The sequence below is a fragment of the Klebsiella sp. CN_Kp113 genome (assembly GCF_040064585.1).
GTDB classification, from domain to species: Bacteria; Pseudomonadota; Gammaproteobacteria; order Enterobacterales; family Enterobacteriaceae; genus Klebsiella; species Klebsiella michiganensis.
This window is the reverse complement of the sequence record NZ_JBEAID010000044.1, coordinates 1-15,471: the sequence shown is the minus strand read 5'-3', so window position 1 is coordinate 15,471 and position 15,471 is coordinate 1. Positions and strand designations below refer to the sequence as shown.

General features: G+C 52.8%; 10 protein-coding genes and 5 pseudogenes. 8 read left to right on the top strand and 7 right to left on the bottom strand.

Annotated features, from left to right (window positions below; genetic code table 11):
• Positions 1-21: 21 nt before the first annotated feature.
• From ABLV30_RS25115 to ABLV30_RS25095, 5 genes and pseudogenes are all read left to right on the top strand, one after another.
• Entirely contained in the window at positions 22-807 is a 786-nt protein-coding gene (locus tag ABLV30_RS25115) for an amino acid ABC transporter ATP-binding protein (RefSeq protein ID WP_032432532.1), read from the top strand.
• On the top strand, positions 804-2,057 hold the full coding sequence (locus ABLV30_RS25110) for a M20 family metallo-hydrolase (RefSeq protein ID WP_032432505.1): 1,254 nt from the start codon (positions 804-806) through the stop codon (positions 2,055-2,057). The genes ABLV30_RS25115 and ABLV30_RS25110 overlap by 4 nt, the downstream gene beginning before the upstream one ends.
• Entirely contained in the window at positions 2,054-2,755 is a 702-nt protein-coding gene (locus ABLV30_RS25105) for an urea carboxylase-associated family protein (protein WP_032432506.1), read from the top strand. Before ABLV30_RS25110 ends, ABLV30_RS25105 begins: the two co-directional genes overlap by 4 nt.
• A gap of 45 nt (positions 2,756-2,800) precedes the next feature.
• Positions 2,801-3,400: a cupin domain-containing protein gene (locus tag ABLV30_RS25100; RefSeq protein ID WP_032432508.1), complete on the top strand. Its 600-nt coding sequence runs from the start codon at positions 2,801-2,803 to the stop codon at positions 3,398-3,400.
• A gap of 195 nt (positions 3,401-3,595) precedes the next feature.
• Positions 3,596-4,428: pseudogene (locus ABLV30_RS25095) on the top strand (IS3 family transposase); the annotation flags it as partial.
• A gap of 25 nt (positions 4,429-4,453) precedes the next feature.
• Here the strand turns inward: ABLV30_RS25095 and ABLV30_RS25090 are convergent.
• Positions 4,454-5,604 (bottom strand): IS3-like element ISEc52 family transposase gene (locus ABLV30_RS25090; protein WP_102009443.1). Its coding sequence is split into 2 segments (ribosomal slippage): positions 4,454-5,355 and positions 5,355-5,604, totalling 1,152 coding nucleotides; the frame shifts between segments, so codons are not numbered across the junction.
• A 135-nt stretch (positions 5,605-5,739) separates the two neighbouring features.
• Between ABLV30_RS25090 and ABLV30_RS25085 the strand changes: the two genes are divergently transcribed.
• Positions 5,740-6,114, top strand: coding sequence for a hypothetical protein (locus ABLV30_RS25085; RefSeq protein ID WP_348865689.1), 375 nt, complete (start codon positions 5,740-5,742; stop codon positions 6,112-6,114).
• 2 nt (positions 6,115-6,116) lie between these two features.
• Here the strand turns inward: ABLV30_RS25085 and ABLV30_RS25080 are convergent, their stop codons facing one another.
• Both ABLV30_RS25080 and ABLV30_RS25075 read right to left on the bottom strand, forming a co-directional pair.
• Complete coding sequence (locus ABLV30_RS25080) at positions 6,117-6,695, bottom strand: hypothetical protein (RefSeq protein ID WP_102804040.1); 579 nt, start codon at positions 6,693-6,695, stop codon at positions 6,117-6,119.
• Between the two features lie 117 nt (positions 6,696-6,812).
• A pseudogene (locus ABLV30_RS25075) lies at positions 6,813-7,169 on the bottom strand (ISNCY family transposase); the annotation flags it as partial.
• A gap of 54 nt (positions 7,170-7,223) precedes the next feature.
• Here ABLV30_RS25075 and ABLV30_RS25070 point away from each other — a divergent pair.
• Positions 7,224-7,919: pseudogene (locus ABLV30_RS25070) on the top strand (IS1 family transposase).
• Positions 7,920-7,933: 14 nt separating this feature from the next.
• Here the strand turns inward: ABLV30_RS25070 and ABLV30_RS25065 are convergent.
• The 4 genes and pseudogenes from ABLV30_RS25065 to lacI form a co-directional block, all read right to left on the bottom strand.
• Positions 7,934-8,074 (bottom strand): annotated as a pseudogene (locus tag ABLV30_RS25065) (maltose acetyltransferase domain-containing protein); the annotation flags it as partial.
• Between the two features lie 65 nt (positions 8,075-8,139).
• The gene (gene lacY, locus ABLV30_RS25060) at positions 8,140-9,393 is read right to left on the bottom strand and encodes a lactose permease (RefSeq protein WP_004098904.1); all 1,254 of its coding nucleotides are present in this window, start codon (positions 9,391-9,393) and stop codon (positions 8,140-8,142) included.
• Between the two features lie 51 nt (positions 9,394-9,444).
• Positions 9,445-12,519: a beta-galactosidase gene (gene lacZ, locus ABLV30_RS25055; protein WP_057173951.1), complete on the bottom strand. Its 3,075-nt coding sequence runs from the start codon at positions 12,517-12,519 to the stop codon at positions 9,445-9,447.
• A gap of 121 nt (positions 12,520-12,640) precedes the next feature.
• The gene (gene lacI / locus ABLV30_RS25050) at positions 12,641-13,723 is read right to left on the bottom strand and encodes a DNA-binding transcriptional repressor LacI (protein WP_004206569.1); all 1,083 of its coding nucleotides are present in this window, start codon (positions 13,721-13,723) and stop codon (positions 12,641-12,643) included.
• Between the two features lie 352 nt (positions 13,724-14,075).
• On the opposite strand from lacI, the pseudogene ABLV30_RS25045 reads away from it, so the two are divergent.
• Positions 14,076-15,085: pseudogene (locus ABLV30_RS25045) on the top strand (zinc-binding alcohol dehydrogenase family protein).
• The last annotated feature ends 386 nt before the right edge of the window (positions 15,086-15,471 follow it).

The window sequence follows — 15,471 nt, the reverse complement described above, 5'->3', positions numbered from 1 at the left end:
ACATCTGTGCCGGTGCTCGAAATGCGCCATGTAGGCAAGTCATTCGCAAACCATGTGGTACTGAATGACATCAATTTACGCGTCGATCACGGTGAGATAGTCACGCTGATTGGCCCGTCGGGCTCCGGGAAAACCACCGCACTACGCTGCATGAATTTTCTGGAAGCCTACGACAAAGGGGACGTGCTGATTAAAGGACAACTGCTCGGCTATTCCGGCACGCAGCGTGGCCTCGCGCATGCCGACAGCGCCAGCCTCATAGCCGATGTGCGCAAACCGCTCTCGATGGTGTTCCAGCAGTTCAATCTCTGGCCGCACATGACGGTGCAGGAAAATGTCGCCGCGCCGCTGGTACTGGGGAAAAAAATGTCCCGCCAGGCGGCAAAAACGGCCGCGATGGCTGCCCTCAGCCGTGTCGGGATGGCGCAAAAAGCGAATGACTGGCCGGTGCGACTCTCCGGCGGCCAGCAACAACGAGTGGGTATTGCCCGCGCACTGGCGCTGAATCCGGAGTTATTGCTGCTCGACGAACCCACCTCGGCGCTCGATCCCGAACGTGTTGAAGAGGTGCTGGACGTTATCCGGGATCTGGCCGGGCAGGGGATGACCATGGTGATGGTCACCCATGAGATGGCGTTTGCGGCCCATATCTCGTCACGGCTGGTGTTTATGGCCGACGGCAACATTATTGAAAGCGGCACGCCGCGACAGATTTTTACACAGCCGAAAAGCGAGCGCCTGCGGAGCTTTCTCGCGCCGCTGTTTCGTCGGCCTCTGCAACCCGAAGAACTGGAGAAACTACCATGATGGAAACAGGCTTACGGGTTGCCCGACAGCTGGATGAGGATTGGCTGAACCAACTGTTGGCGCAGCTTGCAGAATATGGAAAGTTAGCGAATGGCGGCGTCGATCGCCAGGCTTTGAGCGCGGCGGAACTCGATGCCCGGTCCTGGCTTATTGATGTCGCCCGAGAGCTCGGGTGTGAAGTCTACCGCGATGCGGCGGCGAATTTATTCTTCCGTCGTCCAGGACGCGTTGCTGTATCGCCCGTGACCACCGGTAGCCACATCGATACGCAACCGTCCGGTGGCAACTACGATGGCTGTTACGGCGTGATGGCCGGACTTGCGTGCCTGAAAGCGCTCAATGAGGCACGGGTTGTCACCGAACGCCCGGTCGAAGTGGTTATCTGGACCAATGAAGAGGGCAGCCGCTTTGCGCCGGGGGCGATGGGCTCCAGCACCTTCGTCGACCCTGCGAGATTGTCTGACCATCTTGGCGCGATGGGCGTAGATGGTGTCTCGTTTCGCGATGCGCTGGCAGACCACCAGGCCCGCTTTGCAGCCATCCCGTTACGCCCGGATCGCGAGATGGCCTGCTTCGTGGAATTGCACATCGAGCAAGGTCCGGTACTGGAAAGTCGCCGCGTGCCGCTGGCCGTCGTCAGAGGTATCCAGGGCGTGCGCTGGTACCAGATCACCTGCCATGGGATATCGGCACATGCGGGGACCACGCCGATGGCGCTGCGCCAGGATGCGATGACCCTGGCACGCGAACAGCTTGCGATCATTGAGCAGGCGATGGGTGACACGGCAGATGACGAGTTACGGTTGACGTTTGGCCGTTGGCAGGTCATGCCAAATGCCATCAACACCATCCCGTCGAGCGTGCGTTTTACCCTTGATTTCCGCCACCCATCGGCCGAAACGCTGGCCCGGTTCGACGCGGTGATTGCCTCTCTGGCAAGCGAACAAGTCACCATCGAGCTGCTACTGAATAAAGCGCCGGTCACCTTTGACCCGCGCATCAATCATGTCTTGAAAGCGGCCGGAAATGCGCTGGATATTGCCCATATGGAGCTGTTATCTGGCGCGTTTCACGACGCCATGTATCTGGCCGAACACTGTCCGACCAGCATGCTTTTTGTCCCCAGCCATCAAGGCATTAGCCACAATCCGGCTGAATATACCGATCCTCGTTCACTGGCGGCAGGTGCCCGTACGCTGGCCTGTGCACTGACTGAGCTATCCCAATCACTTGAAGGAGTTAAATCATGACCGCAACTGCACACTACCCAATCTGCTGCGATAAAGACAATGGCGATGCCCTGGGCCTCAACCCAACGGCAACCTCACCGATTTCAGCCGATGGCGCACCGACGTTAAACGAACTGTATACCATCCCGCCGCGCTGCGGACGCGCCGTTTTGCTGAAAAAAGGGCAGGTGATTAAGATCATCAATACCCCAGGCAGCCAGGTCTGCGACACGTGGTTTTTCAATACCGGCGATCTCAGCGAGTTTGCGTCCATGGAACATACCCGTGCCTTTATCGACAAAATTATTCCGCAGCCAGGTGATGTGCTGGTGACCAACCAGCGCCGTGCTATCGCCACTCTGCTCACCGATACCTCACCTGGTGTGCATGACACGTTGATCGCTGCCTGCGATCTTTACCGCTATACCAACATGGGGATTACGGAGTATCACGACAGCTGCGCTGACAATATGCGCATGGCGCTGAAGGCGATTGGCCTGCGCGCGCGTGAAGTGCCGCAGCCGCTTAATTTGTGGATGAACACGCCAGTAAATCCTGATTATTCAATTTCCTGGTTGCCAACTGTCAGCAAAGCAGGTGATTATGTAGAGATTCGTGCCGAGCTGGATTGCGTGGTGGTGATGTCCGCTTGCCCGCAGGACATTGTGCCCATTAACGGCTGCTCACCGAAAGAAATTCAGTTCACCGTGATGGCATGATTTATCTTACCAGGCCTGCATGATGCAGGCCGTTGGGAGACTTTAATGAAGCAGACAGATGAAAAAAACGCTGACATCAAATCTACCGGAACCCCGCTGGGAATGAGGTTGCGCCACGCACGTCTGGTGCAGGAGCTGACCCTCAAGCAGCTCGCGCAAAAGGTGGAATGCTCGGAAAGTCTGTTATCCAAACTGGAAAATGACGCTGCCTCGCCGTCGTTGGCGATGTTGCACCGCCTGGCAAAAGCGCTGGAGACCAGTATCGCCGACCTGATGGCCGATGACTGGACGGCCGATCGGCCTGTACTGAAGCCTGAACAGCGAAACCGTAAGCGGTTCCTGCAGCGCAGTAAAAAGGGGGGGATCGAACTGGAGAACCTGACCTGGCACCACAAAGGCGGGTTGCTGCAGGGTAATATTCATATTATCGAACCGGGCGTCGCCAGCGATGGCCTGATTGAGCACCACGGCGAAGAGATGGGCTATGTGCTGGAAGGCGCGCTGGAATTGCGTCTGGGAGACCATATCTGGCTCCTTGAGCAGGGGGATTCGTTCTATTTTCCCAGCCAGATCCCGCATGGTTACCGCAATATCGGCCCCGTTGTCGCCAAAGTTTTGTGGGTGAATACTCCAGTTACCTTCTGATTTGCCATCATCGGTCGTTTATCGGCTAATCGCCCCTGTTTAAGCCGGAAACTCCGTCATGAAGGCATCGGCCTGGACCGGTGTTTAAGGCACGTCCCGTGCAAAGAAGCGATCGCGGACGAGCTGACCTGCTCCCCGTTGATTAATACACCGCGATGTTAGTAATGTCTTCATAAGCCACATGAGGACATCCCCATGAAGAAGCGTTTTTCCGACGAACAGATCATCAGTATCCTCCGCGAAGCTGAAGCCGGGGTTTCTGCCCGTGAGCTCTGCCGCAAGCACGCCAATTCCGATGCCACCTTTTATACATGGCGTAAGAAGTATGGCGGTATGGAGGTGCCCGAGGTTAAGCGCCTGAAGTCGCTTGAGGAAGAGAACGCAAGACTCAAGAAGCTGCTTGCCGAAGCCATGCTGGACAAGGAGGCACTTCAGGTGGCTCTGGGGCGAAAGTACTGACGACAGACCAGAAGCGGGAAGCCGTTGAGTTTATGTGTGATGCGACCGGTCTGTCGCAACGTCGTGCCTGCCGGCTTACTGGTTTGTCCCTGTCGACCTGCCGCTATGAGGCTCAGCGTCCGGCGGCTGATGCGCATTTATCAGGGCGCATCACTGAGCTGGCACTGGAGCGAAGGCGTTTTGGCTACCGCCGCATCTGGCAGTTACTGCGGCGTGAAGGCCTTCATGTTAATCACAAGCGCGTGTACCGCCTTTATCATCTGAGAGGGCTGGGCGTAAAACGCAGACGACGTCGTAAAGGGCTGGCAACAGAACGTCTGCCGCTGCTCCGCCCGGCGGCGCCCAACCTGACCTGGTCGATGGATTTTGTCATGGACGCGCTCGCCACCGGTCGCAGGATCAAGTGCCTGACCTGTGTGGACGACTTCACGAAGGAGTGCCTGACAATTACCATCGCATTCGGGATTTCAGGCGTTCAGGTCACGCGTATTCTGGACAGCATTGCACTGTTTCGAGGCTATCCGGCGACGATAAGAACTGACCAGGGGCCGGAGTTCACCTGCCGCGCATGTAGTGGTCAACTAAAACTGGCCTCTACTTTGAGTTTTTCCAGTATCGTTTTTCCGATTCGTTTGGCGGTAACCCACCATTATATTCGTGCGGTCTTAGTGCGCTGTAATATCCAACGATATAGTCCGTTATTGCGTGAGCTGCATCGCTGAAGCTTACATAGCCCGTCGCCGGCACCCATTCGTTCTTCAGACTCCTGAAGAAGCGCTCCATTGGGCTGTTATCCCAGCAGTTTCCACGCCGACTCATACTCTGCCTGATCCGGTATCGCCACAGTAACTGCCGGAACTGCCTGCTCGTATAATGGCTGCCTTGATCGCTGTGGAACATCACCCCGATGGGCTTACCACGGGTTTCCCATGCCATTTCCAGTGCTTTCATGGTGAGCCTGCTGTCCGGCGAGAACGACATGGCCCAGCCCACTGGTTTTCTTGCGAACAGGTCGAGAACAACGGCGAGGTACGCCCAGCGCTTACCCGTCCAGATATAGGTCACATCACCGCACCACACCTGATTTGGTTCCGTTACGGCGAACTGTCGCTCAAGATGATTCGGGATAGCAACGTGCTCATGACCGCCACGCTTATACCGGTGAGTCGGCTGCTGGCAACTGACCAGCCCCAGCTCTTTCATGAGTCTGCCAGCAAGCCAGCGCCCCATCTGGTAACCTCTCTGGGTTGCCATTGTGGCGATGCTTCTTGCTCCGGCAGAGCCGTGGCTGATGCCATGCAGTTCAAGTACCTGACTGCGTAATACAGCCCGTCTGCCGTCTGGCTTTTCAGGACGGTTTTTCCAGTATTTGTAGCTGCTGCGATGAACCCCGAACACATGGCAGAGAGTGGCCACAGGATAACGCGCCCTGAGCTTCCCGATTATCGAGAACTGTTCAGGGAGTCTGACATCAAGAGCGCGGTAGCCTTTTTTAATATTTCATTTTCCATTTCAATACATTGTAGCTTTTTCCTGAGCTCACGGATTTCAATTTGTTCCGGGGTAATGGGGGAGGCTTTTGGTGTTTTGCCCTGCCGTTCATCACGTAATTGTTTCACCCATCGCGTCATTGTGGAAAGGCCGACATCCATAGCGCTGGCTGCATCTGCCACGGTGTAGTTCTGGTCAACGACCAGTTGAGCGGATTCGCGTTTAAACTCTGCGCTGAAATTTCTTTTTTTCATTATGACACCTGTGTTGTTCTGAGGTGAGCATATCACCTCTGTTCAGGTGGCCAAATTCAGTAAACCACTTCAATTTATGGGGTCGAGCTTTTATGGCCACTTATTCTAATCCAGTTAGCTTTATTCAGGCGTTCAATGAGCTACATCCAAGTGAATAAAAATCACTTGTTACTTATGTATTCATTTGAGCACATACTGGAATCTGCTTTAAAAGAGTTAATGCCAGAGTGCTGGGAAGATCTGATAAGAATCGCCAAATGTGCCGCCGATTCAGATTTTAAGTCTCTTGAAGACAATATCGACAGCAGGTGTTGTTATTTTATAAATCTGCAACCTAAAATCAGAAAAAACCAATTAAGAAACATTCTCTTTTCGTTTGGTTCGCTATGGGGAAAATATGCCCTCGATAAACAGGACGTAAAAATGCTGAATGAAATGAATAGTACAACGGGTATTGGCCAGAAGATATTACTTGATAAATCAGAAAGGGGAGTCAGAGCTCCCCTGTGACTTTATTTAGATAAAGACTTCAGACTATCTATAGACTGCTGCATCCTTTCCTCGTCCTCCCAAGGGTTGCGCTCATTATAGACTGAGTGTCCAAGCTCCCAGAGGTTACAAATGTTGAATAAATAGACCTCTGTTTTTGTCTTGGAATCCTGGATGATCGAACCGGTTGCTGGCGAGGAAAGATAACTCCAGTCAAAGCCCCAGCTGTCAGAGGCATATCCACCATCAGCGAGCTCTTGCCAATTTGCCAGATACTCTTTTTTTTCTGAAGGAGTCAACCTGTCAAAATCTGGTGAAAGAACGATGTTTAATGATCCCTTTCGCTCACCTGCAAACACAACTGGACCTAATAAGTTTCGCATTAATGCTATTTCTAAAACATCGACAATCCGGGTGTCGTGATCTTCATCCCAGATAATTGCGAACTTTTGAACCTTTGGAGATTTATATCTCCCGAGACTTGGTGAGAGCCACTGAACGGTTTCAAATACGGAATAATGTGTGCCACGACCAATTCGGCCTACTGGTGACTTTTCATCATAGATAGTATGAAAAAACTGGCTATATGAAGGTAAATTCATGTTGGAGTCCTTAATGTTTATGCATTTTCAAAGCAAGCGACAAACCTTTCGGGCTCGACGCGATCCACAACTACGATAGCTTAATCATTTTTTTCTGGCAATATTTTTATAGCAACGTCAGTTGGTTCTTTTACCAAAAATTTCTTCTGAGCGTGACTGGAGTTGTTTGAGTGCTTCGAGCATATCGTTGTTGTCCAGTGAACGCTGGGATTTCTTCCCTTCCTGCCTGGGCCGTCGACGGGAAGGACCGTCACCGGCAGGAATTGACTGAGAACGTGTGTTATCCCGTTTACTCTGTACCAGACCGATGAACTCCAGTGTACGGCCAAGACGTTTGTTATCAACAACCGCGCCCTGGTCGATTTCTGATAGCCGGTCATAGGTGGAGTAGGGAAGTACCACGCCATTCAGGCGCAACTCTTTCTTACCATCAGGATAGTGGTAAACGTCGATGTATTTGCCAATAGCACGACGGTAATGGTGCCAACTTACTGATTTAGTGTACGATGGTGTTTTTGAGGTGCTCCCGTGGCTTACATCTCCATCAGTTGTCCCTCCTGCTCAGCTACTGAAGGCGTGGTGCGTAACGGTAAAAGTACTGCCGGACATCAGCGCTATCTCTGCTCTCACTGCCGTAAAACATGGCAGCTACAGTTCACTTACACCGCCTCTCAGCCCGGTACACACCAGAAAATTATTGATATGGCCATGAATGGCGTCGGATGTCGCGCCAGTGCACGCATTATGGGCGTTGGCCTCAACACGATTTTACGACACTTAAAAAACTCAGGCCGCAGTCGGTAAACTCACGCATACAGCCGGGCAGTGACGTCATCGTCTGCGCGGAAATGGACGAACATTGGGGCTATGTCGGGGCTAAATCGCGCCAGCGCTGGCTGTTTTACGCGTATGACAGGCTCCGGAAGACGGTTTGCGCACGTATTCGGTGAACGCACTATGGCGACGCTGGGGCGTCTTATGAGCCTGCTGTCACCCTTTGAGGTCGTGGTATGGATGACGGATGGCTGGCCGCTGTATGAATCCCGCCTGAAGGGAAAGCTGCACGTAATCAGCAAGCGATATACGCAGCGAATTGAGCGGCATAACCTGAATCTGAGGCAGCACCTGGCACGGCTGGGACGGAAGTCGCTGTCGCTCTCAAAATCGGTGGATCTGCATGACAAAGTCATCGGGCATTATCTGAACATAAAACACTATCAATAAGTTGGAGTCATTACCCTTTTTTCAACTTCTGATGGATGCGAGTGATTGAACTCATACATTAATGTTTTCCCACGAAGTCTTTTTTCAGGTAAGCCTTCGCACATATCGGTAAATAGCTTGCCTGCTTTTATTTTTTCTGTCATCGACATGTTCATTTTTAACATTCCGTCCTGATAAGTTGGTCGGATAAGGCGCTCGCGCCGTATCCGACATTAATTTCTTAAGCGACTTCATTCACCTTGCGACGCAGCAGGGAAAGTGGGCCGGGGCCGCTAAGCGTGAACACGGAAATTAAGGTGAAGCCCAGCGCCACCAGACCCAACACCAGGTAAGCGCCCTGGAAACCGATGCTTTCATACATATTGCCCGCCAGAATAGACATAAAAATCATCGCCAGTTGCTTAAAGAAGCAGAAACAGACCAGATAAATCGTCGCTGAAAAACGCACTTCAAACTGGCTGGTAATATATTTAAAGCAGCCCACCAGCAGGAACGGTACTTCAAACATATGCAGCGTTTTCAGAATAACCACTTCCAGTGCTGAGGTAGCGAACGATGAGCCAATAATACGTACTGACATAATAGTGCCAGCCAGCAGCAGGGCGTTTTTCCCACCGATGCGATTAATGATCAGTGGCGCAAAAAACATAATCGAGGCGTTAAGTAATTCGCCCATTGTCGTTACGTAGCCAAATACCCGCGTACCCTGTTCACCGGTAGCAAAGAACGAAGTAAAGAAATTAGCAAACTGTTGGTCAAAAACATCGTAGGTGCAGGAAACGCCAATAACATACAGTGACAAAAACCACAGTTTTGGCTGTCTGAACAGTTCCAGCGCCAGCTTAAGGCTAAATGCCGAATGGTTGGCACCTACCGCATTGGCAACCGTGGCAGAAGAGGGCGCATCCGTTTTGGCGAAAAAGAGTAAAACGGCGAGGATGAATGCACAGCCAGAACCCAGCCAGAAAACAAACTGATTATTGATGGTGAACATGATGCCGACAATCGAGGCACACAGCGCCCAGCCAACACAGCCAAACATCCGCGCGCGACCAAATTCGAAATTACTGCGACGGCTGACTTTCTCGATAAATGCCTCTACTGCTGGCGCACCGGCGTTAAAACAAAAGCCTAGATAAATACCACCAACAATCGATCCTACTAAAATGTTGTATTGTAACAGTGGCCCGAAGATAAAAATAAAGAACGGCGCAAACATCACTAACATGCCGGTAATAATCCACAGCAGGTATTTGCGCAGCCCGAGTTTGTCAGAAAGCAGACCAAACAGCGGTTGGAATAATAGCGAGAACAGAGAAATAGCGGCAAAAATAATACCCGTATCACTTTTGCTGATATGGTTGATGTCATGTAGCCAAATCGGGAAAAACGGGAAGTAGGCTCCCATGATAAAAAAGTAAAAGAAAAAGAATAAACCGAACATCCAAAAGTTTGTGTTTTTTAAATAGTACATAATGGATTTCCTTACGCGAAATACGGGCAGACATGGCCTGCCCGGTTATTATTATTTTTGACACCAGAGCAACTGGTAATGGTAGCTACCGGCGCTAAGGTGGAATTCCGCCGACACTGACGGGCTCCAGGAGTCGTCGCCACCAATCCCCATATGGAAACCGTCGATATTCAGCCATGTGCCTTCTTCCGCGTGCAGCAGATGGCGATGGCTGGTTTCCATCAGTTGCTGTTGACTGTAGCGGCTGATGTTGAACTGGAAGTCGCCGCGCCACTGGTGTGGGCCATAATTCAATTCGCGCGTCCCGCAGCGCAGACCGTTTTCGCTCGGGAAGACGTACGGGGTATACATGTCTGACAATGGCAGATCCCAGCGGTCAAAACAGGCCGCAGTAAGGCGGTCGGGATAGTTTTCTTGCGGCCCTAATCCGAGCCAGTTTACCCGCTCTGCTACCTGCGCCAGCTGGCAGGTCAGGCCAATCCGCGCCGGATGTGGCGTATTGCTCGCCACTTCAACATCAACGGTAATCGCCATTTGACCACTTCCATCAATCCGGTAGGTTTTCCGGCTGATAAATAAGGTTTTCCCCTGATGCTGCCACGCGTGGACCGTGGTAATCAGCACCGCGTCGGCAAGCGTATCTGCCGTGCACTGCAACAACGCTGCTTCGGCCTGGTAATGGCCCGCCGCCTTCCAGCGTTCGACCCAGGCGTTAGGGTCAATGCGGGTCGCTTCACTTACGCCAATGTCGTTATCCAGCGGTGCGCGGGTGAACTGATCGCGCAGCGGCGTCAGCAGTTGTTTTTTATCGCCAATCCACATCTGTGAAAGAAAGCCTGACTGGCGGTTAAATTGCCAACGCTTATTATCCAGCTCGATGCAAAAATCCGTTTCGCTGGTGGTCAGTTGCGGGATGGCGTGGGGGGCGGAGGGGAGTGTCACGCTGAGGTTTTCCGCCAGACGCCACTGCTGCCAGGCGCTGATGTGTCCGGCTGCTGACCATGTGGTCGCGTTCGGTTGCACTACGTGAACCGTTAGCCTGAGTTGTCCGGCGCTCTTCGGCTGCGGTAGTCCAGGCAGTTCAATCAACTGTTTACCTTGTGGAGCGACATCCAGAGGCACTTCACCGCTTGCCAGCGGCTTGCCATCCAGCGCTACCATCCAGTGCAGGAGCTCGTTATCGCTATGACGGAACAGGTATTCGCTGGTCACTTCGATGGTTCGCCCGGATAAACTGAACTGGAAAAACTGCTGCTGGTGTTTTGCTTCCGTCAGCGCCGGATGCGGCGTGCGGTCGGCAAAGACCAGACCGTTCATGCAGAACTGGCGATCATTCGGCGTATCGCCAAAATCACCGCCGTAAGCCGACCACGGATTGCCATTTTCATCATATTTAATCAGCGACTGATCCACCCAGTCCCAGACGAAGCCGCCCTGTAAACGGGGGTACTGACGAAACGCCTGCCAGTATTTAGCGAAGCCGCCAAGACTGTTACCCATCGCGTGGGCGTATTCGCAAAGGATCAGCGGGCGCGTCTCTCCAGGCAACGAAAGCCATTTTTTGATGGACCATTTCGGCACAGCCGGGAAGGGCTGGTCTTCATCCACGCGCGCGTACATCGGGCAAATAATATCGGTTGCGAAGGTGTCGGCTCCGCCGCCTTCATACTGTACCGGGCGGGAAGGATCGACAGATTTGATCCAGCGATAGAGTGCGTCGTGATTAGCGCCGTGGCCTGATTCATTCCCCAGCGACCAGATGATCACACTCGGGTGATTACGATCGCGCTGCACCATTCGCGTTACGCGTTCGCTCATCGCGGGTAGCCAGCGCGGATCATCGGTCAGACGATTCATTGGCACCATGCCGTGGGTTTCAATGTTGGCTTCATCCACCACATACAGGCCGTAGTGGTCGCACAGCGTGTACCACAGCGGATGGTTCGGATAATGCGAACAGCGCACGGCGTTAAAGTTGTTCTGCTTCATCAGCAGGATATCCTGCACCATCGTCTGCTCATCCATGACCTGACCATGCAGAGGATGATGCTCGTGACGGTTAACGCCGCGAATCAGCAACGGCTTGCCGTTCAGCAGCAGCAGACCATTTTCAATCCGCACCTCGCGGAAACCGACATCGCAGGCTTCTGCTTCAATCAGCGTGCCGTCGGCGGTGTGCAGTTCAACCACCGCACGATAGAGATTCGGGATTTCGGCGCTCCACAGTTTCGGGTTTTCGACGTTCAGACGTAGGGTGACGTGATCGGCATAACCACCACGCTCATCGATAATTTCACCGCCGAAAGGCGCGGTGCCGCTGGCGACCTGCGTTTCACCCTGCCACAAAGAAACCGTCACCCGCAGCTCATCGCGCAGCTCGCCGTACATCTGAACGTCTGCCTCCAGTACAGCGCGGCTGAAATCATCATTAAAGTGAGTGGCTACATGGAAATCGCTGATTTGCGTGCTCGGTTTATGCAGCAACGAGACGTCACGGAAAATGCCGCTCATCCGCCACATATCCTGATCTTCCAGATAACTGCCGTCACTCCAGCGCAGCACCATCACCGCGAGGCGGTTTTCTCCGGCGTGTAAAAATGCGCTCAGGTCAAATTCAGACGGCAAACGACTGTCCTGTCCGTAACCGACCCAGCGCCCGTTGCACCACAAATGAAACGCCGAGTTAACACCATCAAAAATAATTCGCGTCTGGCCTTCCTGTAGCCAGCTTTCATCAACATTAAATGTGAGCGAGTAACAACCCGTCGGATTCTCCGTGGGAACATACGGCGGATTGACCGCAATGGGATAGGTCACGTTGGTGTAGATAGGCGCATCGTAACCGTGCATCTGCCAGTTTGAGGGGACGATGACAGTATCGGCGTCAGGAAGATCGCGCTCCAGCCAGCTTTCTGGTACCGCTTCTGGTGCCGGAAACCAGGCAAAGCGCCATTCACCATTCAGGCTGCGCGACTCTTGGGAAGGGCGATCGGTGCGAGCCTCTTCGCTATTACGCCAGCTGGCGAAAGGGGGATGTGCCGCAAGGCGATTAAGTTGGGTAACGCCAGGGTTTTCCCAGTCACGACGTTGTAATACGACGGCCAGTGAATCCGTAATCATTGTCATAGTTGTATCCTGCGTGAATTGTTATCCGCTCACATTTTCGCATAACATACGAGCCGGACACATAGAGTGTAAAGCCTGGGGTGCCTAATGAGTGAGCTGACTCACATTAATTGCGTTGCGCTCACTGCCCGCTTTCAAGTCGGGAAACTTGTCGTGCCAGCTGCATTAAGGAATCTGCCAACGTGCGGGGAGAGGTGGTTTGCGTATTGGGCGGTAGGGTGGTTTTTCTTTTCACCAGTGAGACGGGCAACAGCTGATTGCTCTTCACCGCCTGGCCCTGAGAGAGTTTCAGCAAGCGGTCCACGCTGGTTTGCCCCAGCAGGCGAAAATCCTGTTTGATGGTGGTTAACGGCGGGATATAACACGAGCTGTCTTCGGTATCGTCGTATCCCACTACCGAGATATCCGCACCAACGCGCAACCCGGACTCGGTAATGGCGCGCATTGCGCCCAGCGCCATCTGATCGTTGGCAACCAGCATCGCAGTGGGAACGATGCCCTCATTTAGCATTTGCATGGTTTGTTGAAAACCGGACATGGCACTCCAGTCGCCTTCCCGTTCCGCTATCGGATGAATTTGATTGCGAGTGAGATATTTATGCCAGCCCGCCAGACGCAGACGCGCCGAGACAGAACTTAATGGGCCCGCTAACAGCGCGATTTGCTGGTGACCCAATGCGACCAGATGCTCCACGCCCAGTCGCGTACCGTCTTCATGGGAGAAAATAATACTGTTGATGGGAGTCTGGTCAGAGACATCAAGAAATAACGCCGGAACATTAGCGCAGGCAGCTTCCACAGCAATGGCATCCTGGTCATCCAGCGGATAGTTAATGATCAGCCCACTGACGCGTTGCGCGAGAAGATTGTGCACCGCCGCTTTACAGGCTTCGACGCCGCTTCGTTCTACCATCGACACCACCACGCTGGCACCCAGTTGATCGGCGCGAGATTTAATCGCCGCGACAATTTGCGACGGCGCGTGCAGGGCCAGACTGGAGGTAGCAACGCCAATCAGCAACGACTGTTTCCCCGCCAGTTGTTGTGCCACGCGGTTGGGAATGTAGTTCAGCTGCGCCATCGCCGCTTCCACCTTTTCCCGCGTTTTCGCAGAGACGTGGCTGGCCTGGTTCACCACGCGGGAAACGGTCTGATAAGAGACACCGGCATACTCTGCGACATCGTATAGCGTTACTGGTTTCACATTTACCACCCTGAATTGACTCTCTTCGGGTGCTATCATGCCATACCACGAAATGTTTTGCGCCATTCGGAGGGGGCACGCCGAAGTGAGATTCAAAATGCCGACGTCAGTTCACAGGTGGGTAATGATACCAACGTGTTGATTTCGTATTTTCACTGACACCAGGATCATCCTGATGTTACAAGGATTGAATGACTACAGATTAAAATAGTCATCAACAGGTTGACAGCATTACCCAGCGCCCGCTTTCCGCGTATTTTTCGATTTGCACTGCCGGGGGCACTGGCGGGTATCGCGTTCCGCACACTTTTACATTTATTTATCTGGTGACTGACCTTTTTAAGGAGACAGAATGAAAGCCGTTGGTTTCTGGCAACCCGGGAAAGTACATCCGTTATTGAAGATTTGTCGCTTCCCCACCCATCCATGCCCAAGGGGCGTGATCTTTTGATCAGAGTCAGGGCGGTCGCGGTTAACCCACGGGACCTGAAAAGCCGGCGAAACATCAGTCCCTCTGCAGGCAATCCGGTAGTTATGGGATACGACGCTTCCGGTGTTGTTGAAGCAACCGGACCAGATGTGACACTGTTCAGGCCAGGTGACCACGTTTTCTATGCCGGTGTGCTCGATCGCCAGGGAGCCAACGCAGAGTTTCAGCTGGTTGACGAACGCATTACGGGGATAAAGCCGGCAGCACTAAGTTTTGAAGCTGCAGCGTCGGTTCCTCTGACCGATCTGACAGCCTGGGAAATGTTATTTGATCGTCTGCAGTTGTCAGTGAACGGAGATGCTGATCAGACCCTGTTGATGCTTGGCGGTGCGGGCGGAGTCCCTTGTATGGCTATACAGCTTGCCCGCACTCTGAGTCGGGTGAACATCATCGGGACTGCCTCCCGGCAGGAGAGTGTCAGAGCGGTTCGCGGGTTTGGTGCGCATTATGTCCTGGATCATTCATGTGCGCTTGCGCCACAGGTTGCCAGCCTTGCTGGACTCCCTCCCATTACCCGGATTTTCTCAACGTACACCACGCCATCTGCCTGGGAAAATATGGCCGAAATTATTGCCCCACAAGGCCGTATCGGACTCATCGACGACCCTGAACCACTGGATCTGCGTTTGATCAAATTTAAGAGCGTTTCTGTTCACTGGGAGGCAATGTTTACCCGCCCCATGCATGCTACTGCGGACATGTCTAAACAGCATGATATTCTTAACAAACTCTCATGCATGCTGGATTCCGGTAAGCTCAAACCTCCGTTGCTGGCAGAGTATGGCAGGCTGAATGCTAAAGCACTTCGCCGGGCTCATGAGGACATGGAAAATAAAAATGTGAACGGGAAAATTGTTTTTTCAGGGTTCTGATGAACAGGCCTGTCAGAGTAAAAAAAGATTCGGGTTCAGCACAATGCTGAATTCTGTCTGGCTATAGAGTAAGAATCGTACCGGAATTGAGCATTTACCCTCAGTACCTGCGGATGAAAAAGCAGTCTGCCCTGACATACTGAACAATCCCTTCTCATAAGATGCCTCTCTTTTGCTGTTTAAAGAGCTGAGCAGTCCGGGCGGAGACTGACCTCGTTCCGCTTTCCAAGCGACCCCCTTGTTGAAAGTGCGACAAAAGAGATAGGGCGAATGACTATACTTCGCTCATAGCTGCCCGCCATGCCAGCTCAAAAAACAGGCTTAACGTAGGATATTTAATGAGATGGTCACTCCCTCCTTCCCGGTACTATGCTGAGGACAGGCTT